23 protein-coding genes are annotated in these 26,806 nt (G+C 45.1%); 11 read left to right on the plus strand and 12 right to left on the minus strand.

Annotated elements, in window-relative coordinates:
* The first annotated feature begins 417 nt into the window (after positions 1-417).
* From rpsA to KSW37_RS04145, 4 genes are all read left to right on the plus strand, one after another.
* A complete protein-coding gene (gene rpsA, locus KSW37_RS04130; RefSeq protein WP_217313428.1) occupies positions 418-2,202 on the plus strand; it encodes a 30S ribosomal protein S1 in 1,785 nt (594 codons plus the stop codon).
* Positions 2,203-2,571: 369 nt separating this feature from the next.
* Positions 2,572-3,732: a PCMD domain-containing protein gene (locus tag KSW37_RS04135; RefSeq protein WP_217313429.1), complete on the plus strand. Its 1,161-nt coding sequence runs from the start codon at positions 2,572-2,574 to the stop codon at positions 3,730-3,732.
* Between the two features lie 68 nt (positions 3,733-3,800).
* The gene (locus KSW37_RS04140; protein ID WP_217313430.1) at positions 3,801-4,565 is read left to right on the plus strand and encodes a porin family protein; all 765 of its coding nucleotides are present in this window, start codon (positions 3,801-3,803) and stop codon (positions 4,563-4,565) included.
* A gap of 83 nt (positions 4,566-4,648) precedes the next feature.
* Entirely contained in the window at positions 4,649-6,223 is a 1,575-nt protein-coding gene (locus KSW37_RS04145; RefSeq protein WP_217313431.1) for a calycin-like domain-containing protein, read from the plus strand.
* Between the two features lie 831 nt (positions 6,224-7,054).
* On the opposite strand, the gene rplT is transcribed toward KSW37_RS04145, so the two are convergent.
* The 4 genes from rplT to thrS all read right to left on the minus strand — a co-directional run bounded on the left by rplT (position 7,055) and on the right by thrS (position 10,585).
* A complete protein-coding gene (rplT, locus tag KSW37_RS04150; RefSeq protein ID WP_006846863.1) occupies positions 7,055-7,399 on the minus strand; it encodes a 50S ribosomal protein L20 in 345 nt (114 codons plus the stop codon).
* 39 nt (positions 7,400-7,438) lie between these two features.
* The gene (gene rpmI / locus KSW37_RS04155; RefSeq protein WP_006846865.1) at positions 7,439-7,636 is read right to left on the minus strand and encodes a 50S ribosomal protein L35; all 198 of its coding nucleotides are present in this window, start codon (positions 7,634-7,636) and stop codon (positions 7,439-7,441) included.
* A gap of 168 nt (positions 7,637-7,804) precedes the next feature.
* Positions 7,805-8,488 (minus strand): translation initiation factor IF-3, encoded by a 684-nt coding sequence (gene infC / locus KSW37_RS04160; protein ID WP_217313432.1) that lies wholly within the window; start codon positions 8,486-8,488, stop codon positions 7,805-7,807.
* 144 nt (positions 8,489-8,632) lie between these two features.
* Complete coding sequence (gene thrS, locus KSW37_RS04165; protein WP_217313433.1) at positions 8,633-10,585, minus strand: threonine--tRNA ligase; 1,953 nt, start codon at positions 10,583-10,585, stop codon at positions 8,633-8,635.
* 285 nt (positions 10,586-10,870) lie between these two features.
* On the opposite strand from thrS, the gene KSW37_RS04170 reads away from it, so the two are divergent.
* Positions 10,871-11,902 carry an asparaginase gene (locus KSW37_RS04170; protein ID WP_217313434.1) on the plus strand — a complete coding sequence of 344 codons (1,032 nt, stop codon included), beginning with the start codon at positions 10,871-10,873 and terminating at the stop codon, positions 11,900-11,902.
* A 673-nt stretch (positions 11,903-12,575) separates the two neighbouring features.
* Here KSW37_RS04170 and KSW37_RS04175 read toward each other — a convergent pair.
* Positions 12,576-14,147: a DUF4301 family protein gene (locus tag KSW37_RS04175; protein WP_217313435.1), complete on the minus strand. Its 1,572-nt coding sequence runs from the start codon at positions 14,145-14,147 to the stop codon at positions 12,576-12,578.
* A gap of 554 nt (positions 14,148-14,701) precedes the next feature.
* Between KSW37_RS04175 and KSW37_RS04180 the strand changes: the two genes are divergently transcribed.
* Entirely contained in the window at positions 14,702-16,921 is a 2,220-nt protein-coding gene (locus KSW37_RS04180) for a RelA/SpoT family protein (RefSeq protein WP_217313436.1), read from the plus strand.
* 57 nt (positions 16,922-16,978) lie between these two features.
* Here the strand turns inward: KSW37_RS04180 and KSW37_RS04185 are convergent, their stop codons facing one another.
* The 4 genes from KSW37_RS04185 to KSW37_RS04200 all read right to left on the minus strand — a co-directional run bounded on the left by KSW37_RS04185 (position 16,979) and on the right by KSW37_RS04200 (position 20,541).
* Positions 16,979-18,943 carry a tetratricopeptide repeat protein gene (locus KSW37_RS04185; protein ID WP_217313437.1) on the minus strand — a complete coding sequence of 655 codons (1,965 nt, stop codon included), beginning with the start codon at positions 18,941-18,943 and terminating at the stop codon, positions 16,979-16,981.
* A 104-nt stretch (positions 18,944-19,047) separates the two neighbouring features.
* Complete coding sequence (gene def / locus KSW37_RS04190) at positions 19,048-19,605, minus strand: peptide deformylase (protein WP_217313438.1); 558 nt, start codon at positions 19,603-19,605, stop codon at positions 19,048-19,050.
* Positions 19,605-20,018, minus strand: coding sequence for a Holliday junction resolvase RuvX (ruvX, locus tag KSW37_RS04195; protein WP_006846875.1), 414 nt, complete (start codon positions 20,016-20,018; stop codon positions 19,605-19,607). The genes def and ruvX overlap by 1 nt, the downstream gene beginning before the upstream one ends.
* Positions 20,019-20,055: 37 nt before the next feature.
* Positions 20,056-20,541 carry an SPOR domain-containing protein gene (locus tag KSW37_RS04200; RefSeq protein ID WP_217313439.1) on the minus strand — a complete coding sequence of 162 codons (486 nt, stop codon included), beginning with the start codon at positions 20,539-20,541 and terminating at the stop codon, positions 20,056-20,058.
* 264 nt (positions 20,542-20,805) lie between these two features.
* Between KSW37_RS04200 and KSW37_RS04205 the strand changes: the two genes are divergently transcribed.
* The 3 genes from KSW37_RS04205 to KSW37_RS04215 are packed head-to-tail and all read left to right on the plus strand — an operon-like array spanning position 20,806 to position 21,666.
* Complete coding sequence (locus KSW37_RS04205; protein ID WP_006846877.1) at positions 20,806-21,018, plus strand: YtxH domain-containing protein; 213 nt, start codon at positions 20,806-20,808, stop codon at positions 21,016-21,018.
* 15 nt (positions 21,019-21,033) lie between these two features.
* Positions 21,034-21,387: a phage holin family protein gene (locus KSW37_RS04210; RefSeq protein WP_217313448.1), complete on the plus strand. Its 354-nt coding sequence runs from the start codon at positions 21,034-21,036 to the stop codon at positions 21,385-21,387.
* A gap of 15 nt (positions 21,388-21,402) precedes the next feature.
* The gene (locus KSW37_RS04215) at positions 21,403-21,666 is read left to right on the plus strand and encodes a hypothetical protein (protein ID WP_217313440.1); all 264 of its coding nucleotides are present in this window, start codon (positions 21,403-21,405) and stop codon (positions 21,664-21,666) included.
* A 256-nt stretch (positions 21,667-21,922) separates the two neighbouring features.
* On the opposite strand, the gene KSW37_RS04220 is transcribed toward KSW37_RS04215, so the two are convergent.
* The 3 genes from KSW37_RS04220 to KSW37_RS04230 are packed head-to-tail and all read right to left on the minus strand — an operon-like array spanning position 21,923 to position 24,685.
* Positions 21,923-22,702 (minus strand): MBL fold metallo-hydrolase, encoded by a 780-nt coding sequence (locus KSW37_RS04220; RefSeq protein WP_217313441.1) that lies wholly within the window; start codon positions 22,700-22,702, stop codon positions 21,923-21,925.
* A gap of 37 nt (positions 22,703-22,739) precedes the next feature.
* Positions 22,740-23,795: a UDP-N-acetylmuramate dehydrogenase gene (murB, locus tag KSW37_RS04225; RefSeq protein WP_217313442.1), complete on the minus strand. Its 1,056-nt coding sequence runs from the start codon at positions 23,793-23,795 to the stop codon at positions 22,740-22,742.
* A gap of 32 nt (positions 23,796-23,827) precedes the next feature.
* Complete coding sequence (locus tag KSW37_RS04230; protein WP_217313443.1) at positions 23,828-24,685, minus strand: DUF4348 domain-containing protein; 858 nt, start codon at positions 24,683-24,685, stop codon at positions 23,828-23,830.
* Positions 24,686-24,799: 114 nt separating this feature from the next.
* On the opposite strand from KSW37_RS04230, the gene pheS reads away from it, so the two are divergent.
* The gene (gene pheS / locus KSW37_RS04235) at positions 24,800-25,840 is read left to right on the plus strand and encodes a phenylalanine--tRNA ligase subunit alpha (protein WP_217313444.1); all 1,041 of its coding nucleotides are present in this window, start codon (positions 24,800-24,802) and stop codon (positions 25,838-25,840) included.
* A 32-nt stretch (positions 25,841-25,872) separates the two neighbouring features.
* Positions 25,873-26,424, plus strand: coding sequence for a DUF3332 domain-containing protein (locus KSW37_RS04240; protein WP_437183107.1), 552 nt, complete (start codon positions 25,873-25,875; stop codon positions 26,422-26,424).
* Positions 26,425-26,806 lie beyond the last annotated feature (382 nt).

The following is a 26,806-nucleotide window of genomic DNA, read 5'->3' on the forward strand; positions in this document are numbered from 1 at the left end:
GAGCGCAAAGGTAACAATTATTTTGTAATCGCCAACATTTCGGTGTCTTTTTTTAATGAATTTAACTCATTTTCATACAAATGATAATTTCGTCCGTTTTTTCTTTCGCCATTATTTTTCTCCCCTCTTCATTTTCATCATAGAATTAGATGAAAACACGGATAACAGAGAAGAACATCACAGGAAGAAATATCGAGGAGGAAGTTATCAGAATATTGAAAGGTTATGCGTATATATATTATGTATTTCCCTGAAGGAACCTACCAAAAACAGTGATTTTAGTTAAATATTACTAACAAAAAGAAGAAATTCAAGAGTGAATGCCTGTAACTCAAAGAAAATGAGTAATTTTGCGCCCGATTTATACAATTCACATAAAGTCAAACTTTATTAATTTTAATTTTTTAATTATTTTTTATGTCAGATTTAAAGAACGTAAAGCCATTGGACGACTTCAATTGGGATGAGTTTGAGAATGGCACAAGCGCAAACGTCAGCAAAACAGACCTCGAGAAGGCCTATGACGAAACTCTTAACAAGGTAACAGAACACCAGGTTGTAGAGGGTACAGTAATCTCTGTAGACAAGAAAGAGGTTATCGTAAACATCGGTTACAAGAGCGATGGTATTATCCCTGCTTCTGAATTCCGTTACAACCCAGACCTCAAGGTAGGCGACAAGGTTGAGGTTTATGTAGAGAACCAGGAGGACGTAAAGGGTCAGTTGGTACTCTCTCACAAGAAGGCTCGCCTCAGCAAGTCTTGGGAGCGTGTTAATGCAGCTCTCGAGAACGAGGAAGTTATCCAGGGTTACATCAAGTGCCGCACTAAGGGCGGTATGATCGTTGACGTTTTCGGTATCGAAGCTTTCTTGCCAGGAAGCCAGATCGACGTTCACCCTATACGCGACTACGACGTATTCGTAGGCAAGACAATGGAGTTCAAGGTTGTAAAGATCAACCAGGAGTTCCGCAATGTCGTTGTATCTCACAAGGCTCTCATCGAGCAGGAGCTCGAGCAGCAGCGTAAGGAGATTATCGGCAAGCTCGAGAAGGGTCAGATCCTCGAGGGTACCGTTAAGAACATCACTACTTACGGTGTATTCGTTGACCTCGGCGGTGTTGATGGTTTGATCCACATCACAGACCTCTCTTGGGGCCGCGTAAGCGATCCACACGAGGTTGTATCTCTCGACCAGAAGATCAACGTTGTTATCCTCGACTTCGATGAGGAGAAGAAGCGTATTGCTCTCGGTTTGAAGCAGCTCACTCCACATCCATGGGATGCACTTGATCCAAACCTCAAGGTAGGTGACCACGTTAAGGGTAAGGTAGTGGTTATGGCTGACTACGGTGCATTCGTTGAGATTGCTCCAGGTGTAGAGGGCTTGATCCACGTATCTGAGATGTCTTGGAGCCAGCACTTGCGTTCTGCTCAGGACTTCATGAAGGTTGGTGACGAGGTAGAGGCAGTTATCCTGACTCTCGACCGCGCTGAGCGCAAGATGAGCCTTGGTATCAAGCAGCTCAAGGAAGATCCATGGGAGGCTATCGAGGCTAAGTATCCTGTTGGCAGCAAGCACACAGCTAAGGTTCGCAACTTCACTAACTTCGGTATCTTCGTAGAGCTCGAGGAAGGTGTTGATGGTTTGATCCACATCTCTGACCTCTCTTGGACTAAGAAGGTTAAGCACCCATCTGAGTTCACTTCTGTAGGCGCTTCTATCGATGTAGTAGTTCTCGAAATCGATAAGGAAAACCGTCGCTTGAGCCTCGGCCACAAGCAGTTGGAGAAGAACCCATGGGATGAGTATGAGGCAATCTATACTCCAGGTTCTGTTCACCAGGGTACTATCACAGAGTTGATGGACAAGGGTGCTGTTGTAGCTCTCGCTGAGGGTGGTGAAGGTTTCGCTACTCCTAAGCACCTCACTAAGGAGGACGGCACAATGGCTAAGAAGGGCGAGACTCTCGACTTCAAGGTTATCGAGTTCGTTAAGGAGACAAAGCGCATCATCCTCTCTCACTCTCGTACATTCGAGGAGGGTAACGAGCCAGTTGTTAAGACAACTCACAAGCGTGCAAACGGCGGTCGCAAGAGCAACAACGAGACAGCTATGATCAACAACGTTGCTGCTAGCACATCACTCGGTGATATCGATGCACTCGCTAAGTTGAAGGCTCAGATGGAGGGCAAGGCTTAATCTTAAACAGATCAGGCTTTTGCTATTCATTAGCTAAATAACATTCAGGGGACTGAAATTTCTGTAATGAGATTTCAGTTCCCTTTTTTATTATGTGTATTAAAAAAAATGAACTATCGGGCACTATCTGCCTACTTCTGTAAACTCATCTCGACTAATTCATATCCTAAAACCACTGATTCATGGTATTTTTCTATCAAAACATGTCGAAAAAACACAAAAACCTTTGGTAGTTTCAAGTTTTCTGCTTATCTTTGCAACCGATAAAGCAATAATTTATATGAGCTAGAGAAATCATTCTCTCAAGAATTATCTGAAAAGAAAGAGAAGCGATTCTCCAGATTACAAAAGAAAAAGAAAGTTCAAGATATGAAACAGTCAAGATTTATAGTAGCTGCTCTATCAATGAGTTGCATCACGACCCTCTCCTCCTGCTTCAAGGAAGAACCACTCAATGCCGAATGCGACATCGAGCAGGCCTTCATCACCAACAGCGGCAACTGGGAAGAATGCTTCCTCAAAGCCACAGATACCCTACAGAACGTGATGCCTACAGAAAATGAAATCTGCTTCCTCGTAAAAAAGGGAACCGATCTCTCGCACTTCGCACCGAAATTCCAGATTACCCCAGGTGCTACCCTATCGCCTGCCAACGGTTCGGTGCAGGATTTCACCAACGGGCAAGTAACCTACACCGTTACTTCCGAGGATGGCAACTGGAAACGGCAGTACAGAGTGGGATTCACCTTCCCGCCCGTGGTTTACGAAGTGATGAAGTACGACTTCGAAAACTATTTCCTCAACGAAAACAAGCCTATTCATAAATATTATGTCTGGAGCGACAAGAACGACGACGGTACGCTTGCCAACAACTGGGCTACGGGAAATCCGGGCTTCTTTATGAGCCGAAGCTCTGCCAAGCCAGACCAATATCCAACGGTGCCTGTGGAGCAAGGCTACGACGGTGCCTGCGTGAAGCTCACCACCAGCGATACCGACCAGTTTGGCGCAACGGCCAAGATGCCTATCGCTGCAGGCAACCTCTTCATCGGAAAGTTCGACGCCGGTCAGGCACTGAAGGATGCCATGAAGACCACCCAGTTTGGCGTACCCGTAAGTTTCAAGCCTACCAAATTCAGCGGCTACTACCGATACAAGCGTGGCGATGTGTTCACAGACCGCCATAAGAAGGTGGTGGAAGGCAAGAAAGACTACGGCACCATCTATGCCGTGTTCTACGACAACCACGACACCGATGGCAACAGCATCGTGCTCTATGGCGACAACGTGCAGACCAGCCCTCAGGTGGTGGCACTCGCCAAGGTGCCAGACATCGACGACACGCCCGAGTGGACCCATTTCGACCTCGACTTCGTTTATAAGAAGGAGGTGGATGCCCAGAAACTCAGAAACATGGGCTACAGCATGGCCATCGTCTGCTCATCGAGCGTAGAAGGCGCCTCGTTCATGGGAGCCATCGGAAGTACATTGTGGGTGGATCAGTTCCGCATCGCCTGCGAAAAGGAATAAATGATTCTGCTAAAGAAGATTCATTAAGAAGAGATTGAGAAGATTTAGAAAAAAAAGAAGACAAGACAATGAAAAAGTCATTCATCATATCAGCCGCAATCCTATCCCTCTGCTCTGCTGAGGCATGGGGACAGAATCTGGGAGAACTGCTCCACAAATTCACCTACCAGGCACGTATCGGCTACAACCTGGGTGGCACTGCCCCTATCGGCATGCCTGCCACCATCCGCACCCTCCACAGCTACACGCTGCAGCCTAACCTGCTGCTCGGCATCGACGCCCACTATCCCCTGGACAATAAGTGGGGATTGATGTTCGGCCTGCACTTCGAAGGCAAGGGCATGAAGATTGATGCGGGCGTAAAGAACTACCACATGACCATGGTGAAAGGTGGTGAGCAGCTGGATGGCGTGTTCACGGGCAACGTAATAACAAAGGTTGATCAGAGCCTCGCAACTATTCCAGTGCAAGCCACTTACGACGTTACAGAGAAGGTTCGCCTGAAGCTGGGTCCTTACTTCTCCTACGTCACCTCGCATAAGTTTGAGGGCAGTGCCTACGACGGTTATCTGCGCCAGGGCGACCCTACGGGGCCCAAGGTAGAACTGGGACATGAGGACGGAGAGCGTGGCGAATACGACTTCTCGGACGATATGCGCAACTGGCAGTTTGGCATCGACGTAGGTGCCGACTGGAATTTCTCGAAGCGCTGGGGAGCCTATGTGGGCCTTACCTGGGGCTTATCAGAAGTGTTCAAGAAAGACTTCCACGTGATAGAGCAGTCGATGTATCCCATCTACGGCACCATCGGACTGAGCTATCAGCTGAAATAGGAAATCTGCTCCAGGATATCTTATATATAATAATGTATAGGAGAGAAAAATCAATTATATCATAATAAAAGAAAGGAAAACTTATGAAGAAAATTTTTACTTTAGTAGCAGCAGCACTCTGCTCTATGTCGATGATGGCAAAGGACTACACCTGCCCTCTCGTGGTTAACATGATGGGAATGGACATGCCTGTGGGCGACATCAAGGTGAACGTAGATGAGCAGAAAGACGGCAAATACACCATGAGCCTGCTCAACTTCAAGATGAACGCTTTCATGCAGATTGGTAACATCGTTATCAAAGATGTAGAGGCTACCAAGTGTGGCAACGTCATCATGCTCAATGCAGCAAGGGATATCCAGATTACCAAGGGTGACGATGAGAACGTAGAATGGATGGGACCAGGTCTCGGCAACGTGAACATTCTCCTGAAGGGTGAACTGAAGGGCGACAATTTCAACGCCTACCTCAATATTCCATTGGCTGGCAACATGATTGTTGGCGTAAAGCTCGGCAAGAATTGCAACGAAATGGGTCAGTTGCCAAACGCCGGTTTCGAGAATTTCCACGAGGCATCTTACAGCAGCGCCAAGAGCCAGGAGCCTAACGGATGGCACTCTTTCATGAGCTCTACGGGCAGCATGGCAGGCGCGGTTTCAGCAGCTGTACATACCTATGCATCTTCTGAAGTGCGCGAGAACGCAGCAGAAGACAACAAGCAGTGTGTAAAGATTGTTTCTACTCCAGTGAAGGTGGGTTCAATTGTTGCAGCTTCTGCCAACGGTACCATCACCACCGGTCGTCTGAAGGCTGGCAGCATGACTGCATCAAGCAAGGACAACTGCTCATTCCTGGATTTCAGCTCTACAGATGTGGATGCCAACGGCGATCCATTCTATGCAGTGCTCAACAACAAGCCTGATGCCATGAAGGTTTGGGTGAAGTTCAAGGCTGGCGACGGCAACAAGAATCCTAAGGCTACCATCAGTGCCCTCTTGACCAACGGCAACATGGTTCAGGACCCGGAGGACGACAAGTATGCAGCCAACATCATCGCCCGTGCCAACAACTCTTCTATCGAGAGCAAGGACGAGTGGCAGGAGATTACTATCCCATTTACATACGACAATGCAGAGGAAATGCCTAAGGCAGCCCTGGTTACCATGTCAACCTGCGCTGTGCCTAGCGGCGGCAGCAAGAGCGAGACCAATCCAGACGTTTTGTATGTAGACGATGTAGAGATGGTTTACAATGCTGATGTGAAGAAGGTTATCATGGATGGTGAAGACATTACAAATAAGTTTGATGAAGCCGGAGAATTGGAGATTGAAGGCTACAATAAGAATTTGGATATCAACAACTTCCAGTTGGAGGCTATCGGTGCCGGTGCCTATGTTACGAAGAAGATTACAACCGATGGTTTTGATACCTACGTAAGCTTTACTGTTACAGCCAACGACTTGAAGAACTGCGTAACCCGCACCATCACCCTGAAGAACTATACCACTGGCATCAAGAACGTTGAGACCCTCACCCTGCCAAACGGCGTGAAGGCTATCTACAGCATGGCTGGTCAGCAGGTTACAGACATGCAAAGTGGCCAAGTTTACATCGTAAAGTATACCAATGGTGAAACCAAGAAGATGGTTAAAAAATAATCGATATTAGTTAAGATGTTTCGGTATTCGCTGAAAGAGAACTTATAACACCCACGGCTAAGAGTCTTCCGTGGGAACATTATATTGGGATTCACACTCACATCATAACACAAAGTTTCATCCCCAGATTTCCTTCAAAAGAAATCTGGGGATTCTATATATTATGTATTTGAGTCTGAAGAATAATTTCAAGTCGGAGTACAATCAAACAACACAAAATCTCTTCTACTAACACAATTTTTTACTCTTGATGAAGTATTTATAGCTTCCATTACAATTTAAGCGAGATAGTTGTACAACTAAAAAGTGTAAAGTTGTACAACTAAAAGGTGTAAGGTTGTACAACTAAAAGGTATGTAGTCGTACAACTAAAAGGTATGTAGTCGTACAACTAAAAGGTGTTGTCACTAGGCTCAGCAGAGCTGCTGACTGCAGTCGGCAGAGCTGCTGACTAGGCTCAGCAGCTCTGTCGAGCCTAGTGGGAATCTTCTAGAAGCAGTCTTCTTATACTTTAGAATCTATCTCCTTTCACCTCATATTCTATATCTTTGAACCTAGCCAAACAGCTTAATGCGCTTACACAGTAATCTCGTTTAGCTTGCTCAGTAGTATCATTTCGCTTGCTCAGTCGTATTATCTTGCCTATTCAAGTCTAATATGGTAGCGCTTTAGACGTTCTTACAAGCGAGAACGTCTGGATTTTTATGGCACAAAAAAGATTGCATCAGCGGAAATACTTCCAACCAATGCAATCTTCAGTTTTCTTTAATCTAGAGGCTAAACACTTTCTTACGAGAAAAATTCACGGAAGAAAAGAGCCTAGCGTCGGATTTACTTCACCTTTGCAACGATAGCCTTGAAAGCCTCAGGGTTGTTTACAGCGAGGTCAGCGAGAACCTTACGGTTAATCTCGATACCAGCCTTGTGAAGAGCACCCATCAACTGGCTGTAGCTCATACCATCGAGGCGAGCAGCAGCGTTGATACGCTGAATCCACAATGCGCGGAATGTGCGCTTCTTGTTACGACGATCGCGATAAGCGTAGGTAAGACCCTTCTCCCAAGTGTTCTTAGCTACTGTCCATACATTCTTGCGAGCTCCATAGTACCCCTTAGTGAGCTTCAAGATTCTTGTTCTTTTTGCTTTTGATGCAACGTGATTTACTGATCTTGGCATAATTTTTTTTCTTTAAAAGTTCGACTAAAAAGTTAATAATTAACGGAGGCAGAGCAAGTCGCGAACCTGCTTCAAGTTTGAACGGTCTACGAGAGTCTCACCAAGGAGATTTCTCTTCTGCTTCTTTGTCTTCTTAGTCAAGATGTGACTGTGAAAAGCGTGATGACGCTTAATCTTACCTGTACCGGTGAAACGGAATCTCTTCTTTGCGCCGGAATTAGTCTTTACTTTTGGCATTTTTACTTTTAATTTTAAATTGTTATTTATTATAGCGATGGCAACGCATATACCAGGGCGTTACGCATCTTTTTCTTTTCTTTGAACTTTGAGATTTGAACTTTGAACTTTATGATTACCTTTTTACCTTGGGATTGTAAAAATCCGTGTAATCCGTGCCAAATTCAATTACTCAGCCTCTTCTGCGAGTTTCTTCAGGGCATCGCCGCCTATAGCATTGGCTAGCAAGCCATTCTTCTCAGCATTAGCAGCGCGCTCTGCATCTGCAGCAGCCTTAGCTTCAGCCTCTCGCTTCTCACGGTCCATCTTCTGCTGGCTCTTCTTTGCAGTACCAGCCTTCTTAGGACTCATGTAGAGGAACATCTTCTTACCTTCAAGCTTTGGCATCTGCTCTACCTTTCCGTACTCTTCCAAATCATTGGCGAAACGGAGAAGAAGAACCTCACCCTGCTCCTTGAAGAGAATAGAGCGACCACGGAAGAAAACGTATGCGCGAACCTTGTTGCCCTCGTTGAGGAACTCCATAGCGTGCTTGAGTTTGAACTGATAGTCGTGCTCATCGGTCTGAGGTCCGAAACGGATTTCCTTGGTCTCCACCTTTACCTGCTTCTGCTTCATTTCCTTTGCATGCTTCTTCTGCTGGTAAAGGAATTTAGAATAGTCAACTATACGGCAAACTGGTGGTTGCGCATTAGGAGATATCTCGACTAAGTCAAGCTCTTGCTGACGTGCCAACTCCAACGCCTTACGTGCTGGCATCACTTCTGCTCCACCATCACTCACTACTCTCACGTCGCGTGCACGAATCTGTTCGTTTACGCGGTACTGATTTTTCATTTTGTCATTTTTCATTAACTATTCGATATATTCTTTTTTGTCTTTTTGATTAAACGGCTGCAAAGTTACGATTATTTTGTGAAACCACCAAATTTTCAGTGGGTTATTTTAAAAAAATCCGCAGATTTCCAAAGAAACCTGCGGATTTATATCATATTTTTACTCTTCAGCGGCCTTCAATTGCTCTGCAACCTCGGCATTGATGCGCTGAGCGAACTCTTCCATGCTCATGGTAGCCTGTTCGCCACCACCCTGCTTACGCATAGATACCAAGCCCTCGGCACTCTCCTTCTCACCTACGATGACCATGTAAGGAACACGCTTCAACTCGTTGTCGCGAATCTTGCGGCCAATCTTCTCGTTACGGTCATCAACCAAAGCACGTACACCCTGCTTATCAAGATACTGACGTACCTTCTGAGCATAATCGTTGAACTTCTCAGAGATAGGAAGAATTGCAACCTGGTCTGGAGTCAACCACAATGGGAAGTGACCGGCGGTGTGCTCGATGAGAACGGCTGTGAATCGCTCCAGTGAACCGAATGGTGCACGGTGAATCATCACAGGAGTCTTCTTTGAGTTATCCTCAGCGGTATATTCCAGCTTGAAGCGCTCAGGCAAGTTGTAATCCACCTGGATGGTACCCAACTGCCAGCGACGACCGATGGCATCCTTTACCATGAAGTCGAGCTTAGGACCATAGAAGGCAGCCTCGCCAACCTCCTCACGAGTCTCAAGACCCTTCTCCTTGCAAGCCTCACGGATAGCGTTCTCGCTCTCTTCCCAAATCTCATCAGAACCGATATACTTCTCTGTATCCTTAGGATCGTGGAGAGAAATCTGTGCCTCGTAGTTCTCGAAACCGAAAATCTTGAATACCTTCAGGATTACGTCGATTACATTCTCGAACTCAGACTTCACCTGATCTGAACGGACGAAGATGTGAGCATCATCCTGAGTAAATGTACGAACACGAGTCAAACCATGGAGCTCACCGCTCTTCTCATAGCGGAATACGGTACCGAACTCTGCAATACGCAAAGGAAGATCCTTGTAAGAACGTGGCTTGCGAGCGTAGATTTCGCAGTGGTGAGGACAGTTCATTGGCTTGAGCATATACTCCTCATCCTCCTCAGGAGTCTGAATAGGCTGGAATGCATCCTTACCATAGTGAGCATAGTGACCAGATGTAACATAGAGACTCTTGCCACCGATACCTGGACAGATAACCTCCTGATAGTTATAAGGCTTCAGGAGAGAACGGAGCAACTCCTGCAAACGGAGGCGGAGCTGTGTACCCTTTGGCAACCAGATAGGAAGACCCTTACCTACACGCTCAGAGAACATGAAGAGTTCCATCTCCTTACCAATCTTACGGTGGTCACGCTTCTTAGCCTCTTCGAGAATTACCAGGTACTCATCGAGCATCTTCTTCTTAGGGAAGCTGATACCGTAGATACGGGTCATCTGCTCGCGCTTGGCATCACCGCGCCAGAAAGCACCAGCCACACTTGTAATCTTCACAGCCTTGATAAGGCCAGTGTTCATCAAGTGAGGACCACGGCAAAGATCGGTAAAATTGCCCTGGGTATATGTGGTGATGGTACCATCCTCCAAGTCCTGCTCAATGTGCTCGCACTTGTAGGTCTGACCATCAGCCTTGAACTCAGCGAGAGCATCAGCCTTAGCCACCTCCTTGCGAACCACAGGTTCGTTCTTCTTGGCAAGTTCCAACATCTTAGCCTCGATCTTGGCGAAGTCATTCTCTGAAATCACCTGACCCTCGGCTGGCATCACGTCGTAGAAGAAACCACTCTCTACGGCTGGACCGAAACCGAACTGGATGCCTGGGTAAAGCTCCTGAAGAGCCTCAGCCAACAAGTGGGCAGAAGTATGCCAGAATGTGTGCTTACCCTGCTCATCCTCAAACTTATAGAGTTCTACATTCGCATCCTCATTGATAGGACGGTTCAACTCTACTGTCTCACCATTAACACCGCAAGATACAACGTTGCGAGCGAGAGCCGGTGAGATGCTCTCGGCGATTTGTAAGCCAGTTACGCCCTGCTCATACTCACGAACAGATCCGTCTGGGAATGTGATTTTTACCATAACAACTTAGTATTTTTATTAAATCGTCTGCAAAAGTACGATTTCTTTTTGTAACAAGCGAATAAAAATGCATTTATTTTGCTAAACTTTGCTAATACCTCTTTATATTAAGGGCTTTTAAGACCGAAAATGCTGAGATATTGAAGTTTTCATCTGCTTTTCTACCAATATTTCGTAACACTTTGTAAAATTCAGATACATTTTTAGCCAATAAGTTTTGGAAAAACAAATATTTTCATTATCTTTGCATCCGATAACGTGACAAAATGTAAAGAAACATAGAAAATGGCAAAACCAAAGATTCTCATCATCTATACCGGTGGTACCATCGGTATGGGAAAGGACCCGATGACAGGTGTACTGGAACCTCTTGATTTCAATCACCTCGTTTCTTCCATGCCCGAATTCAAGCTCATTCAGGCAGAAATCGATGTGCGAAAATTCGACCCACCTATCGATTCCAGCGACATGGATCCTATGCGCTGGGCAGAAATCGTAAGCATGATATCCAACAACTACAACGACTATGACGGATTCGTAATCCTTCATGGAACTGATACTATGGCTTACACTTCGTCTGCCCTATCTTTCATGCTTGAGAATCTGACCAAGCCTGTAATATTGACGGGTAGCCAGTTGCCTATCGGTGAATTGCGAACCGACGGCAAGGAGAATCTGATGACAGCCATAGAGATTGCTTCTGCCAAGAATGCTGAAGGACGCCCTATGGTGCCCGAGGTATGCATCTTCTTCAACGGCAAGCTGATTCGCGGTAACCGTGCCATCAAGATCAATGCCGAGGGTTTTCACGCTTTCGAATCATTCAACTACCCTCACCTCTGCGATGTAGGAATCAATTTTCAATATCACAACCATCACATCCTCACACCGGATTACAGAAAGCCAATGGTTCCACACCTGAAGCTCGATCCGAACGTCATCGTGTTCAGTCTCTTCCCGGGTATCCAGGATAACATTGTGCGCCACGTGATGGAATCACCAGACCTCCGCGGTATTGTGATGCGTACATTCGGTTCAGGCAATGCTCCTCACACGCCTTGGATCATGCGTCTTCTGGATCAGGCTGCCCATCGCGGAGTAAACATCGTGAATATCAGCCAATGTCTTACGGGTAGCGTAGAGATGGAACGCTACGGAGCCGGCTTCCAGTTGAAAACCGCTCATGTGATAAGTGGATACGATTCTACCGTAGAGGCTATGGTCACCAAGATGATGTATCTGCAGGGAAGATATGCAGACAACAAAAAGGTAAGAGAAAAACTGACCGAATCTCTGGCTGGTGAAATCTCTATATAATATAAGGTGAAATCTTCATCCATATAATGAAGCAATGGAAGTAAATGACAGCCTCCTGATAGTGTATACGATTAAGCTACAGATTAGAAGACTGTCATTTACCCGCTCATTATGAGGTATTTAGCGAATACAAACAAAAATATTCTACTAAAACAGAATAATATTGCAGGAAATATGCAGAAAACTTTTAACGAAGGTTAAATATCGACAGATTTTTAGCAAAAAAACTTGTTGCGTATCATTTTTTTGTGTAACTTTGCAGCGTAGAAAAAAGTAAAAGATCAGTATCCTTAATAGATACCAATCCGTAATATAAATTAATAAATCAACAAAACCAACAAATTATGAACATTAACAAGGTAAAGAAGTATGGTGAGTTCGTAGAAATTGCGGCTCCTGTAGAAAGTGCAACAGCAGAAGAGTATCCAACAGTATTAGGTGGAGAAATTTGGTACAACTAAGAACTTCCTGCTAAGGATTCCTATCCTTTGTATCAGATAGTTTTCCTTTAGCAGAACAGAAGCAAAAGGCTATTTTTATTTGATTCAGAACATCTTATAATTTTTAGCAGACACATTATTGCTCAATGATAAAGGCTCAATCCTCGAATAAAATCGGGAACTGAGCCTTTATTGTGTTTATATCTTATCAATGAGATATACGGAATCGTAGATTAGTGCTTACCGCAGCAACCGCCCTCTCCGTGCTCGTGCTTGATACCACCCTCTACAGCCTGATGCTGGTCGCGGAGCAGATCGTTAACGGTCTTCACTGGGTTGAAGGTACCGAGAGGAACCTCTACGAATACAGTATTCCAGTCGCTCATCGCACCATTCCAGAGACCTGGCAACTCGAGTGCCTTCAAATCCTTACCATTCTTACTCTTGCTAGAGATGAAACCTGTAGATGGGTCAACGAACTTAGGAAGATCGAAGGCATTGCCCTGGTAATCCTTGGTAGCGCAGACGAGGTCTACCGGGTTGAAGTGTGTTCCCTCGGTAAACATCTTCATATACTCCTCGTTATTCTTGTCAATCTGAGAGCTCTCCAGAATCTGAAGACTTACGGTACCATCCTGGTTATAAGTAAGGAATGGACCACCACCAGGCTCGCCCACGTTCTTAACAACACCGCAGACACGCATAGGACGGTTCAGCTTCTTGCGCAGATAGATAACCAGTTCGGCATCCTCCAGCTCCTTGATATCAGCCTTGCGGCAGCAAAGGTCGCGCTGAACGAAGCGGATAATTTCCTCCAGCTTCTCATGGTTGTACTGACCAGAATCCAAAACCTTCAGATAATCGAAAGCCTGCTTCTGCAGAGTAACCAATACACCTGCAATCACCTGCTTCCAGGTAACAGTCTCTGCCTTCAAGCGATCAGGAACCACATTATCGATGTTCTTGATGAATACTACATCTGCATCAATCTCGTTGAGATTCTCGATGAGCGCGCCATGACCGCCCGGACGGAACAGCAAAGAGCCATCCTCGTTACGGAAAGGAGTATTGTCTGGATTGGCAGCGATGGTATCGGTGCTAGGCTTCTGCTCAGAGAATGAGATGTTGTACTTGATGCCGTAGCGCTGTGCATACTTATCTGCCTTCTCGGCTACCATCTGCTTGAAGAGTTCCAGGTGGTCGTGAGAAACGGTGAAATGAACGTTTGCCTCGCCGTTGCTGCTAGCATAGAGCGCAGCCTCAACCAGGTGCTCCTCCATTGGGGTGCGAACCTCGTCCTCATACTCGTGGAACTGGAGCAATCCCTTAGGCAACTGACCGTAGTTCAATCCCTCTGGCTTGAGGAGATTAGCCACAACAGCCTTGTAATCACCCTTCTTGATAAGGCACATGATACCCTTCTCGTTGTTTACATGGCACTTATCGCAGAGTGCCTTGCGGAAAGCAAACTTCTTGATATTCTCGAAGAATTGTTTTTCGAAGTCAGTAGTAGGAACATCGTATGGAGCATCGAGGAATGCAAACATGTTCTTGAACATGCGGCTTGCCGCACCTGAAGCAGGTACGAACTTCACAATCTTGTGACCCTCAGCCTTGTAGTCGTTCCACGCCTTCTCGTAGTCCTCTACTTCCTGAGCTGTAGGAGCCATGATACCCTTACCGATGGCAGCCGCACCCTCGAGTTTGAGGAATGGGAAGCCATTCTTGATTTGTTCCAACTGGTGTTCAATCTGCTGCTCGGAGATGCCGCGAGCAGCGATTTGGTTTAGATCTTGCTGATTCATAATACCATATTTATGTTAAATTTACACTATATGTGCTACAAAGATAATAGTTTTTTCTGATAATCAGAAATATTTCCGCTTTTTTTTGTACCTTTGCATTGAAAATTTAACGAAGTAGGCGCTTTTTAACGCTGAATCGCCATTGTTTGTCAAATTTAAAATGGAATATTGCGACATGGTCAGTAAGTTATCAAAGGAGCACGACCGAAGAACGTTGCTATCAACGTATCTGTACGGAGTATCAAACTTATTCATTAGTGGAACCGGAATTGGAGGTTTTTCCCCCTTGGTTACCGGCGAAACTATTGGCATTTACAATATCCTCTTCTTAGTACTGGGCATTGCCTCAGCATTCTTCCTTGCCTATAGTGCTAACAGAGTGATGAAGTATAACGATAAAAAATAATAATTATGGAGTTAATAACAATATTTATGGGGCTGAGTGCCGTAATTAGCGCCAGTTTCGCCATCTGGCTCAACACCAAGTCTGGCCAGAAATGGATAGACGAGTTATAACAACTCAATAAATATATCATCCGTAGGAGGGAACGACAATGAACGAAACACCTTTTAAATTCACATCCGAAGAAAAGGAACAGACACTCCAAATCCTGGAGCGCCTGAGAACCGCCGTGGGCGACACATTCAAGCCGGGCGATGAGCAGCATCTGCGTGAAGACATACAGCATGCCTTCATCAACCACCAGATCAAGCGCAACGTCTTCGGAATGAATCCAATACTCGCTGCCCTGCAAACCGCAGAAATCGCAGTAAACGAGATAGGTCTGAAACGAGATGGCATCATCGCCATTCTGATGCAGACCAGCGTTATCGATGGCTATCAGACCATCGAAGAGATACAGAAGAAATACGGAGATAGCGTAGCCCACATCATCAGTGGTCTACTCCGCATCCACGATTTATACAAGCGCAACCCTATCATAGAGAGCGAGAACTTCAGAAATCTGCTTATCTCATTCTCTGAGGATATGCGCGTCATCCTCATCATGATTGCCGACCGCGTGAACGTGATGCGACAGATTCGTGATACCGAACAGAAAGAGGCAAAGCATGAAGTAAGCGAAGAGGCAAGCTACCTCTATGCCCCACTCGCCCACAAACTGGGACTCTACAAACTGAAGAGCGAACTGGAGGACCTCAGTCTGAAGTATCTAGAGCACGATGCCTACTATATGATAAAGGACAAACTGAACGCCACCAAGGCTTCGCGCGATGCCTATATCGCCCGCTTCATCCAGCCAATCCAGGAGAAGCTCGATGCTGCCGGTCTGAAATATCACATGAAAGGCCGTACCAAGAGTATCCACTCTATCTGGCAAAAGATGAAGAAGCAGAAGTGCGCCTTCGAGGGTGTATACGATCTCTTTGCTATCCGTATTATCCTCGATGCACCAAGAGAGAAAGAGTATATGCAGTGCTGGCAGACCTTTGCCCTCATCACCGACATGTATCAGCCAAACCCAAAGCGTATGCGCGACTGGCTCAGCGTGCCTAAGAGCAACGGTTATGAAAGTCTGCATACCACCGTACTGGGTCCTGAAAACAAATGGGTAGAGGTACAGATCAGAACCGAGCGCATGGACGATATTGCAGAGCACGGACTCGCTGCCCACTGGCGCTACAAGGGCATCAAGCAGGGAGAAGGCGGTATCGACGAATGGCTTGCCAATATCCGTGCTGCCCTCGAAAGCAATGACGACCTGCAGCTGATGGACCAGTTTACCACCGATCTGAAGGAAGACGAAGTATACGTGTTCACTCCAAAGGGCGACCTGCTGAACTTCCAGAAGGGAGCCACGGTACTCGACTTCGCCTACTACATCCACTCACGCATCGGCAATACCTGTGTGGGTGGAAAGATTAACGGCAGAGCCGTCACCTTCCGACAGGAACTCCATTCGGGAGATCAGGTAGAAATCCTCACACAGAGCAACCAGAAGCCACGCCGCGAATGGCTCAACATCGTACAGACATCCAAGGCTAAGGCCAAGATTCGCCTCGCGCTGAAGGAAACCCAGAAGAAGGACGGACTCTATGCCAAGGAACTGCTGGAGCGCCGATTCAAGAATAGGAAACTGGAGATTGACGAGAGCATCATGGCGCGCATCATCAAAAAGATGGGATATAAAGAGAATTCTGACTTCTACAAGGATGTAGCCGAGGAGAAACTCGACGTGAACAGCGTCATCGAGAAATACATTGAGGAGCGCGACCATGACTTGCACCTTGCCAATACCAACAAGCCTGTAGAAAGTGCAGAGAATTTCGAGTTTGAGAATCCTACCGAGGAACTGATGAAGCAGAGCGACGATGTGCTGGTTATCGATGAGCACCTCAAAGGCATAGATTTCGAACTGGCTCATTGCTGCCACCCTATCTACGGCGACCCAATCTTCGGATTCGTTACCATCAGCAAGGGCATCAAGGTTCATCGCATTGACTGTCCTAACGCCAAGGAACTGCGCCGCCGTTTCGGTTACCGCATCGTGAAGGCGAAATGGAGCGGCAAGGGAACATCCAAGTATGCCATCACGCTCCGCATCATCGGAAACGACGATATCGGTATTGTGAGCAACATCACCAACATCATTTCCAAGGAAGATAAACTCATCATGCGAGGCATCAACATCTCCTCCAAGGATGGTCTCTTCTCTGGCAATGTTACCGTGATGATTGATGATGCCGGCAAAACTGATGCACTCATCAAGAAACTTAGTGCCGTGAAGGGCGTTAAGCAGGTAACGAGAATATAAAACCGGATTACAGAAATACGAAAAAATCCCGCAGATTTTCTCTGCGGGATTTTTTTATTATTTCGACTTATTCAAGCGCTTGATTACAGAATAAGCATCATACAAACCAAGTTCTCCTGCCTTTGAAAGATCCTGGATGGCAGTCTGCTTATTACCGCTCTTGGCTCGTGCTATACCTCTATTATAATAAGCCTCTGCAAGACGGTTATCAATTCTCAAGGCAATGGTATAATCATCTATTGCCTTTGAAAGTTCGTTTCTGCCTGCATGAAGATTACCTCTATTATAATAGATGTAAGCATTGTTGCTGTTCAGGCGGATAGCATCGCTGAAATCAGCCTCGGCAGAATGGATGTTCAGAACACCCTTGCCCTCAGCCTTGTTAAATTCATCCATCTCAGCCTGACAGACTGCACGCTGCCAGTAAGCCAAAGAGTTCTTGTCATCGAGCGAGATATAATAGGTGAAATCACTGATGGCAGCCTCAAAATCACGAAGTACACTATGAGCGATGGCCCTGCGCATCAGGAGACGTTTTCTGGTTTCATTATCGCTCGCCACACTCAGCTCTGCCGAGAGTTTATCTATCATCGAGAATATCTTCAAAGAACCATTCTCATCGAGCTGCTCCTTACTGCAAACGATATAAACCTTGTCTGCCTTGGTATGCAGATTGAGCGCTTCCACCTCCTTATCATAAGCCTGAACTCCACTTATATTCTGACTGTTAGGGAAATAAGAAAGTTGATACATCGGCAGAAAGGCGGTTTCTACCTGACGGTTCTGAACCTTACCACGATACTCGCTCTTATAGTTGTGTTCGTACTTCGGTTCATCATCTACTACCAGCGAAGCAAATTTATTCGGATCTACCTCCGAGCGCTTACGCATCTCCTTCTTGGTCTTTGCGCTCCATCTCGGTTGGATACCGATATGCTTGTTCATCTGCGCCTTGAATATACGGAATTCATCCATTTCTGCCTTAGCCGTCATACCCAGGCGACGGTAACAGCTGGCACGGTTAGACAAACCGGTCCAGAAGTTAGGAAACTGGTTGATGACCGTAGTATAATCCCTGATGGCAGCTCTCAGATTACCGGTCTTGTCATGCAATAAAGCTCGGTTGAAGATAGCCATGAAGTTCTGGGGTTCCATCTTGATAATGAAGTCGAAATCGGTGATGGCACGGTTATCATCACCCAACTGTACACGCATCAGTCCTCTATTATAATGAGCCAGGAAATTGTTCGGATCCAGGTCGATGGCATTGTCATAATCGCTCATCGCCCCTCTGAGGTTATTCAGATTGATACGCGCCAAAGCTCGATTGATGTAACTGTTCACATTGTTAGGCTTGAAATGCAGACTCTTGGTCAATGCCTCATCTGCCGTTTTCCATTCCTTTCTTGCCAGCGCCATATAGGCACGCGTAGTCCAGGCATCCCCATCATACGGATTGAGTTGCAGACTCTTGTCAAGCCATTTCTCAGCCTGCACGGTATCTTTCTGATGCAGATACACTTCAGCCTTGAGCGAATAAGCATTCGACCAGTCTTTCCATTTTCCTACGATGGTATCCAATTCCTGCTGCGCCGCCTCATACTTTTTGTTTTCCATCTGGCAGATAGCCCGGTTAAACCAATAGTTGCGGTTACGCGGTTCCAGTCTGATAGCAGCATTATAGTCAGCTATCGCATCATCAAACCTGTTTTGTCTGATGCGACAGATGGCTCTCAAGTCATAAATATCATTGATATAGGGATTGAGATGCAGCGCCTCACTGGCATCACTTTCGGCACCCGTAAAGTCATCCAAATTAAATTTTGCCACACTGCGGTAATACCAAGGCTCATATAGATAAGGCTTGGCGCCGATGGCCAGATTAAAATACTTGATTGAAAGGACGAAATCCTCATAATACAAGGCACTCCGACCGGCCGTAACAAGTCGGTCTACACGATATTGGGCTGAAGTCGATATGGCACCCATTACCATAAAAAGAACTAAGAGAATCTTCTTCATCTGTCCGTAACTCTCTGAAATAAAACCTATTGAATGTTGAAATAAAAAATATAGTAAGCTCAATCGTCACGATTACCATGAAGCTTACTATATTTTCGAAAGAACTATCGACGTATCTTTGTACGATAGGCAGCACGGAAATTGCCCTTGATAATACCCTTGAGCTTTCCTGCTATCATGTTCTTGCGAAGAGGAGACACACGGTCTACAAACATAGTACCCTCCAAATGGTCGAATTCATGCTGCATTACGCGAGCCAGATACCCCTCAATCCATTCATCATGCTCATTAAAATCCTCATCCATATACTTTACATGGATGCGTGTAGGACGAACCACCTTCTCATTGATACCAGGAATAGAAAGACATCCCTCTTCAGAAGAGTCAGTATTCTCCTCATCGCGCTCCAAGATATGGGCATTGATGAATGCATGACGGAATCCTTTATACTCAGGCAAATCCTCGCTGAGCACATCCAGGTCGATAACAACGAGGCGGATAGGCAAGCCAATCTGAGGTGCAGCCAGTCCGATACCGTTGCTGGAATCAAGGGTTTCATACATATTATTAATCAATTCCTTGAGTTTTGGATAATCAGGTGTAATATCTTCAGCCACTTTTCTCAGCACTGGCTGACCATAAATATAAATCGGTAAAATCATTATCTTCTTGATTGCAAATAATCCTGTAATATGATGGTAGCACTTATCTCGTCTACCAATCCTTTGTTTTCTTTTCTCACTTTCTTCTTTACACCTCCATCTATCATGGCTCTATGTGCCAAGACTGATGTAAACCTCTCGTCATAATATTCAATAGGAATTTCAGGATGAGCCTTGCGCCAACGGTTGTAGAAGTTTTCTACTCTTGCCAGGTTTTCACTAGGCTGCCCATTAGGCTGCATCGGTTTTCCGATAACAATACGTTCCACCTGTTCTTTCTGAATATAAGTTTCGATATAAGTGAAAAGTTCATGTGTAGAAACTGTGGCCAACCCATTGGCAATAATCTGCAATGGGTCGGTCACAGCCAGTCCGGTACGTTTTTTACCGTAATCTATTGATAAAATTCGCATTAATCTACGGATATATTATCCTATATATAATATCGAATTACTTCTTTAAGAGCAACCAAGCATCTGGATACTTACCAGCGCGGAGCTTGTTGCGGCTCTTCACAGCTGCAGTCTTGTCAGCGAATGTAGAAGCTACTACGCGATACATGTTGCGGTCTGTGTTCAAAACAATCTGAGATTCGTAACCAGCGCTCTTCAAAGTGCTAGCCAAACCCTCTGCGTTAGCCTTGAGAGAGAAAGAACCAACAACTACGCTGTAGTTAGACAAGCCAGAACCTGAGATAAGAGAAACATCCTCAGAACGTACGGTTGCGTTATCAACCTCTGTCTGCTCATCAGAAGGAGCCTGTGTCTCAAGAGGAGCAACAACTGGTTCCTGAGCAACTGGAGCCTGAGCAGCCTGCTGTTCCTGCTGCTGAGCCTTCTCATATGCCTTCTTGTATGCACTTTCCTTAGATGTACCACAACTAGCGAGCGCCAAAACAGCGCACATACCCATGCTTAATACTGTAATTTTCTTCATAATTTTTATGCGTTTTATTGTTTAATATTGTTGTTTATTCAATATAAATTTCGCGTTATGCGTTTTTTACTCTGCGAAAATACAAAAAAATGCTCGAAAAACGAAGAAAATACCGTCTAAAGTTTGTTAAATAAGGCTATTAAAACATTTTTAATGAAAAATTAAGGCAAAAAGGCTTGTTTTTTAGTGAGAATTTAGTATATTTGCAATGTCAAATGAAAAAAGACAAGAAGATAATCGTTTAACGTTTAAAATTTATAGCATATGAAAACATTAGGTTACATTGGTGCTTTCCTCGGCGGCGCTATCGCTGGTACAGCACTCGGTTTGATTTTCGCTCCAGAGAAGGGTGAGGATACACGTAGTAAAATTGCAGGTGCAGTAGACGATTTCTGCAAGAAGCACGACATCAAGTTGAGCCGTAAGGACGTTGATGATCTGGTTGACGATATCAAGGACGCTGCTCCTGAGGTTTAATCATCACCTATCATGATGTTCTCTAACGATAAAAATGTAGAAACTATCGGGCAGCTCATTGAGGTGCTTAAACATTACATCGGGCTTCAGAGCGAATATCTGAAGCTCGATGTTGTGGATAAGGTGGTACGCCTGCTCACTGTCATCACTATGACGGTGGTGCTTCTGGGATTACTCACGCTTACCCTCATTTACCTATCCTTTGCTGCTGCTTTCGCATTGGCAGACTTAATAGGTAGTCTGACAATCGGATTCTGCATCGTTGCTGCAGTATACCTATTTATATTAATATTATTTGTAGTTTTCCGCCATAAGTGGATTGAGAGACCATTGGTCAGATTTCTGGCCAGCCTCTTAATGGAAAAATAACTTCCTTTTCGCAACATGACAAATCATTCAGAAATCACAGAATATAATTCCTTAAATGATATACGACTCAAGAAAGAGGCGATACGCAAGGAAATTGATGCCGATGATGCCAAGATTCAGACTTTATGGAACTCACTTTTCACAAAACCTGAAATTCTGTCACGCAATGCGAGTCCTAGCAAGCGACTGCAGAGTTTGCTGCAGGTGGGAGCAGGAGCATTCGACGGTGCACTGTTGGCTTGGAAACTTTACCGTAAATTCAAACCTCGGAAGAGATGAATTCCATACCGTTTTTGGGGAGAGAAAAGATGCCTTGAAAGAAGGGATTTTCTAGTCTACAAAAGGGGATAAAAACAAAAAAGGGTCGCCGCTGCGACCCCAATACCTTGTTAACCTTAAATCTAATACTATGAAAAACACACATGCAAATATAGAAATAATCTATGATACTCGCAAATTTTTCTTAGCAAAAGACCTATCTTTTAATATTTTTTAATTCTCAAATAACGAATTTAAATCTTTTTTTAATAAAAACTCATTCATTTTCTACATATATCTCCATTCCATCGAAGCCAAATTCAAAGCCTTCGGGCAGCCTTTTATTCGCTTCATCGTGGAAACCAATCTGATGAGTCACATGGATAAAGTAAGTCTTTCTTGCTCCTATCCTTCGCGACACCTCAATAGCATCAGATACAAGCTGATGGCTGTGATGCGTTTTCTCAAATCTGAGGGCGTTGATTACGAGCATTTCTACCCCATCCAAATAAGCATATTCTTCATCACCCATGGATTTCATATCAGTGATATAGGCAAACTTACCAAACCGATAGCCGAGAATAGGCATCTTATCGTGCATCACACGGATAGGAACAAACTCAATGTCACCTATCTGATAATGCTCATGCGGATGAATGGTATGCAATTTGAGTTTCGGAGCTCCAGGATATAGCTTTTCTGCATCCTTCGGAAAACAGTAAGGCATCGTATGAGGCAGCCCCGCAGTAACGATTTCATCACCATAGATATTGATGTCACCAAAGATACAGAAAGGGCGCAAATCATCAATACCACCAACATGGTCGTAATGGATATGCGTAATCAGCACACCATCATTTTTTCTAAAAGGTACACGCAGTAACTGCTGTCGGATGTCAGGTCCGGCATCTATCAGGATACGGGTATTCTCCGTTTCTATCATTGCTGCACTACGCAATCTTTTATCATGCGGATCCGTACTTCGGCACACCTCACAGTTACACCCCAATGAAGGCACACCGCCCGATGTGCCTGTACCTAATAAAGTTACCTTCATTAATTATCAAATATTTTTCTGAAAACAAACGAATTCTTCACTTCACATTCACCTCCGGATGAATCTCTATACCAAACTTCTGCTTCACATCCTCCTGGATGGCCTCACAGAGTTTTACGATTTCCTCGCCCGTAGCACCGCCACGATTTACAAGCACCAGTGCCTGCTTATCATGTACACCGGCTCGCCCCAGACTCTTACCCTTCCAGCCACACTGATCAATCATCCAGCCAGCCGGAATTTTTTCATGAGAGTCATCGATAGTGTAATGAGGCATACCTGGATAAAGAGCAGCCAGTTCTTCGTACTTTGCTTTCTCCACAATAGGATTCATAAAGAAACTTCCAGCATTACCGAGTAGCTTAGGATCTGGCAACTTTGCCTCTCTAATTTCTATGATGACATCACGAAGCTGCTGGGCTGTAGGCTCAGCAATATGCTTAGTTTCGAGCGCAGAACGGATATTACCATAATCCAGATCCGGACAGAAGGTCTTCTGCAAACGGTAAACCACATGCGTCACCAGATACTTATCCTTCCACTCATGCTTAAATTTACTCTGACGGTAACTATACTCGCAGTCGGCATTATCAAACACCACTACCCTGCCCGTAGCTATCTCAACCGCTTCCACCTTATATATAATATCCTTGGCTTCCACACCATAGGCACCAATATTCTGAACCGCGCTGGCACCTACTTCACCCGGAATAATACTCAGGTTCTCGGCTCCATGATAACCATGTTCTACGGCATAAGCTACCACATCATCAAACACCTCGCCACTACCACAGGAAAGGAATACCCAATCCGGATTGCACAAAGCATCATCCCCCTCTGCTGCTGCCAAAGTCTTGTTGTCAAGAACCTCAATACCCATAATAGCCGAATGGAGCACTGTACCTGCATAATCACCAGTCAGCAAGAGATTGCTGCCACCACCCAGAATGAGCAGCGGCTGATCTGCCTCTGTCAGCAAGCCCACTATCTGTCGGGCTTCCTCAACCGATTTATACTCTAGAAATCTGCTGCATTTAGCATCAATCCCGAATGTATTGTGAGCCAAAAGGCTATAGTTACGAATATCCTTCATATCTGGTTAAACTATTACTACTAACTAAAAAGCTACATATTCAGTTTGATCAGTTCCCATTTTCCTCCAATCTTTTTGAAAGTAAGTGAGGTTTCCATACCATTGGCAATACCACGAATCACGAAGATTTTCTGGCTGCTCTCGGTATATTTCTGACCATAGATTATATTGTAAATCATGCCGTGAGGCAGTTGAGGCGCAAAGGCAGGCCACGTTTCCGGTTCTATATCGCCTGTCATCGTACTGAAATCATCATCAGGATCAGGACCGGTAAACTTCACCGGATTATGGAGGTGGCGAGCCTGGAATGCGGTATCAGTAGCAAAATGTCCGTAAAACTTCAGGAAACTGGCATTATTATTCTGATACATAGGCACGTAGCAGATGCTAGTCATCATCCACTGACCATTGATGCGATTAAACACAAACTGCTGAACTGTCTTTCTACTATAGAACACCTTTTCTATTACTACATGATCGATAGTAGTATCCTTCATCAGTTTCATCTGTTTCTGATTATCAAAAATCAGCGTGTAATAATCCTGGCGCATGAAGAAATGCTCCATCTTCCAATGTTTTTTTTCTATCTTCTTGGTCAGTTTCTCACCGTGATATACCGGCAGCGGGAAGACAATACGACTTTTCTGCAACTTTCTGTTAGCTGCAAAATTAAACACAAAATCATCAAAAAGCTCGTCAGCCGCCTTTGGCATCGGAGTCTCCTCTATCAGCTGTTCTGTAGAGTCCATCGCTTGGGTGTCGGCAATCACCGAGTCGGATGAAGCCGAATCAATGGCAGGCGCAGGCTTCTTGTCTGTACATCCCACAGACGTGAAACAAACGATGGTAAGCACCGCCATTAACACCGTTAATAAACAGAGTTTTTTCATAAACCTATTAAATTTCTCAAATTTTCCATGCAAAAGTACAACTTTCTTTTGAATTATTTCATCTTTTAAGCAAAAAATGTTATCTTTGCAGTCAAAAAAGATAAAAATATAGATATGTTATTAGAAAAAATAGACGAACTCTTGAAAGAAGTGAGCACTTTGACTGCCCAAAACGCAGAAGAAGTAGAGCAGCTTCGAATCAAGTATCTGAGCAAAAAGGGCGAGATTAACGCCCTTATGGCCGACTTCCGCACAGTGCCAGCCGACCAGAAGAAAGAGGTTGGTGTAAAAATCAACGAACTGAAGAACGCAGCCCTTGAGAAGATCAACGGACTGAAGGAGCAGATGGAAGAAGCCGAGGCATCAAGCGATGATATCGACTTGACCCGTACCGCCTACCCTGTAGCACTCGGTACCCGCCATCCACTCACCGTAGTGAAGAATCAGATTATCGACATTTTCGCTCGCATGGGCTTTACCCTTTTCCAGGGTCCTGAGGTAGATGACGACAAGCACGTATTTACGATGCTCAACTTTGCTGCCGACCACCCAGCCCGCGACATGCAGGACACCTTCTTTATAGAGAAGACCAACAGCGACGATGTTACCAAGAATGTGCTCCTCCGCAGCCATACTTCTGGCGACGAGGCTCACTATATGGAAACTCATGAGCCACCTATCCGTGTGCTCTGCCCAGGCCGCGTTTACCGTAACGAGGCTATCAGCGCCCGCGCTCACTGTTTCTTCCATCAGGTAGAAGGTCTCTATGTAGATAAGAACGTAAGTTTCACCGACCTCAAGCAGGTGCTCCTTACCTTTGCCCGTGAGATGTTTGGTACAGATACCAAGATTCGTCTCCGTCCTAGCTACTTCCCATTCACAGAACCTAGTGCCGAGATGGATATCTCCTGCAACATCTGTGGCGGTAAGGGTTGTAACTTCTGCAAGCATACCGGATGGGTTGAGATTTTAGGTTGCGGTATGGTTGACCCTCATGATCTTGAGGCTTGCGGTATCGACAGCAATGTCTATACGGGTTATGCCTTCGGTATGGGTGTTGAGCGTATCACCAACTTGAAATATCGCGTGAGCGACCTTCGTCTCTTCTCTGAGAACGATACTCGTTTCTTGCGCGAGTTTGAGTCTGCTAAGTAAAAGATACTCAACATATAAATTAATTAATGACTATGAAGAAAAATTTAACTAAACCTGTCATCGCAGTCCTGCTGGGCGCCTTGACATTCAGTTCTTGCATCGGCTCATTTGGCCTGACAAATTCCGTACTTGACTGGAACAAGAGAGCAACAGACAACAAGTTTGTAAACGAGATTATCTTCGTGCTTATCTCTCCAGCTTACGCAGTATGTTCATTTGCAGACCTTCTCGTTATCAACTCTATCGAGTTCTGGACAGGCAACAAGGTGATTGGTCAGGTAGGAACTACTAAGGACGTAATGGGTAAGGATGGTCGCATGTATGCCATCAAGACATTGAAGAATGGCTACGAGATTACCGACCCAGATGGTGAGAAATCATACTTTGTGTTCGACAAGAAGCACAAGAGTTGGTCATACAGCAAGGATGGCGATATCCGTGAGCTTTTCAGCTTCAACGAGGATGGCAGCATCCAGGCTTGCTTGCCAAGTGGCGAGAAGATCAACGTCCCAGCAGATGCCAATGGTTTATACCAGGTTCGCATGGCTATGAATGATGGTTTGTTCTATGCATTCAACAAGTAAATAATCATAACAATTCCAGCCCGATAAAAGTCACTTTTATCGGGCTTTTTCATAATCTCCTTTCTCTTTTCCTAAGCAAGTTCATAGTTCTCCGTTCCCAACCAAACTCTCCTTAAAATGTCCAAATGTAAAAAAGTGTTTAATACAAAACAAGAAAGTGTCTTCACCACCCTTCACCCGTAACTCTCTGATCATCAAAAGAATCGCCAAAAAGGTGAAGGGTGAAAGTTTGAAAACTCTTTTTTATATATACGCGTGAAGGGTAAGGGTAAAAACCGAAAAAAAAGACCCTAGGGTCAAAAATCGGAAAAAACCTAAAATAAAGAACTAAAGTTTCGCAAGTGAAAATTCACAAGCGTGATTTAACGTAATTTTGGAATAA

The organism is Segatella copri (assembly GCF_019127135.1).
GTDB lineage: Bacteria > Bacteroidota > Bacteroidia > Bacteroidales > Bacteroidaceae > Prevotella.

Bases quoted from the DNA above. Each gene is read 5' to 3' on its own strand.
- rpsA (WP_217313428.1), top strand. From the start codon at position 418: ATGTCAGATTTAAAGAACGTAAAGCCATTGGACGACTTCAATTGGGAT.
- KSW37_RS04135 (WP_217313429.1), top strand. From the start codon at position 2,572: ATGAAACAGTCAAGATTTATAGTAGCTGCTCTATCAATGAGTTGCATC.
- KSW37_RS04140 (WP_217313430.1), top strand. From the start codon at position 3,801: ATGAAAAAGTCATTCATCATATCAGCCGCAATCCTATCCCTCTGCTCT.
- KSW37_RS04145 (WP_217313431.1), top strand. From the start codon at position 4,649: ATGAAGAAAATTTTTACTTTAGTAGCAGCAGCACTCTGCTCTATGTCG.
- rplT (WP_006846863.1), bottom strand. From the start codon at position 7,399: ATGCCAAGATCAGTAAATCACGTTGCATCAAAAGCAAAAAGAACAAGA.
- rpmI (WP_006846865.1), bottom strand. From the start codon at position 7,636: ATGCCAAAAGTAAAGACTAATTCCGGCGCAAAGAAGAGATTCCGTTTC.
- infC (WP_217313432.1), bottom strand. From the start codon at position 8,488: ATGAAAAATGACAAAATGAAAAATCAGTACCGCGTAAACGAACAGATT.
- thrS (WP_217313433.1), bottom strand. From the start codon at position 10,585: ATGGTAAAAATCACATTCCCAGACGGATCTGTTCGTGAGTATGAGCAG.
- KSW37_RS04170 (WP_217313434.1), top strand. From the start codon at position 10,871: ATGGCAAAACCAAAGATTCTCATCATCTATACCGGTGGTACCATCGGT.
- KSW37_RS04175 (WP_217313435.1), bottom strand. From the start codon at position 14,147: ATGAATCAGCAAGATCTAAACCAAATCGCTGCTCGCGGCATCTCCGAG.
- KSW37_RS04180 (WP_217313436.1), top strand. From the start codon at position 14,702: ATGAACGAAACACCTTTTAAATTCACATCCGAAGAAAAGGAACAGACA.
- KSW37_RS04185 (WP_217313437.1), bottom strand. From the start codon at position 18,943: ATGAAGAAGATTCTCTTAGTTCTTTTTATGGTAATGGGTGCCATATCG.
- def (WP_217313438.1), bottom strand. From the start codon at position 19,605: ATGATTTTACCGATTTATATTTATGGTCAGCCAGTGCTGAGAAAAGTG.
- ruvX (WP_006846875.1), bottom strand. From the start codon at position 20,018: ATGCGAATTTTATCAATAGATTACGGTAAAAAACGTACCGGACTGGCT.
- KSW37_RS04200 (WP_217313439.1), bottom strand. From the start codon at position 20,541: ATGAAGAAAATTACAGTATTAAGCATGGGTATGTGCGCTGTTTTGGCG.
- KSW37_RS04205 (WP_006846877.1), top strand. From the start codon at position 20,806: ATGAAAACATTAGGTTACATTGGTGCTTTCCTCGGCGGCGCTATCGCT.
- KSW37_RS04210 (WP_217313448.1), top strand. From the start codon at position 21,034: ATGTTCTCTAACGATAAAAATGTAGAAACTATCGGGCAGCTCATTGAG.
- KSW37_RS04215 (WP_217313440.1), top strand. From the start codon at position 21,403: ATGACAAATCATTCAGAAATCACAGAATATAATTCCTTAAATGATATA.
- KSW37_RS04220 (WP_217313441.1), bottom strand. From the start codon at position 22,702: ATGAAGGTAACTTTATTAGGTACAGGCACATCGGGCGGTGTGCCTTCA.
- murB (WP_217313442.1), bottom strand. From the start codon at position 23,795: ATGAAGGATATTCGTAACTATAGCCTTTTGGCTCACAATACATTCGGG.
- KSW37_RS04230 (WP_217313443.1), bottom strand. From the start codon at position 24,685: ATGAAAAAACTCTGTTTATTAACGGTGTTAATGGCGGTGCTTACCATC.
- pheS (WP_217313444.1), top strand. From the start codon at position 24,800: ATGTTATTAGAAAAAATAGACGAACTCTTGAAAGAAGTGAGCACTTTG.
- KSW37_RS04240 (WP_437183107.1), top strand. From the start codon at position 25,873: ATGAAGAAAAATTTAACTAAACCTGTCATCGCAGTCCTGCTGGGCGCC.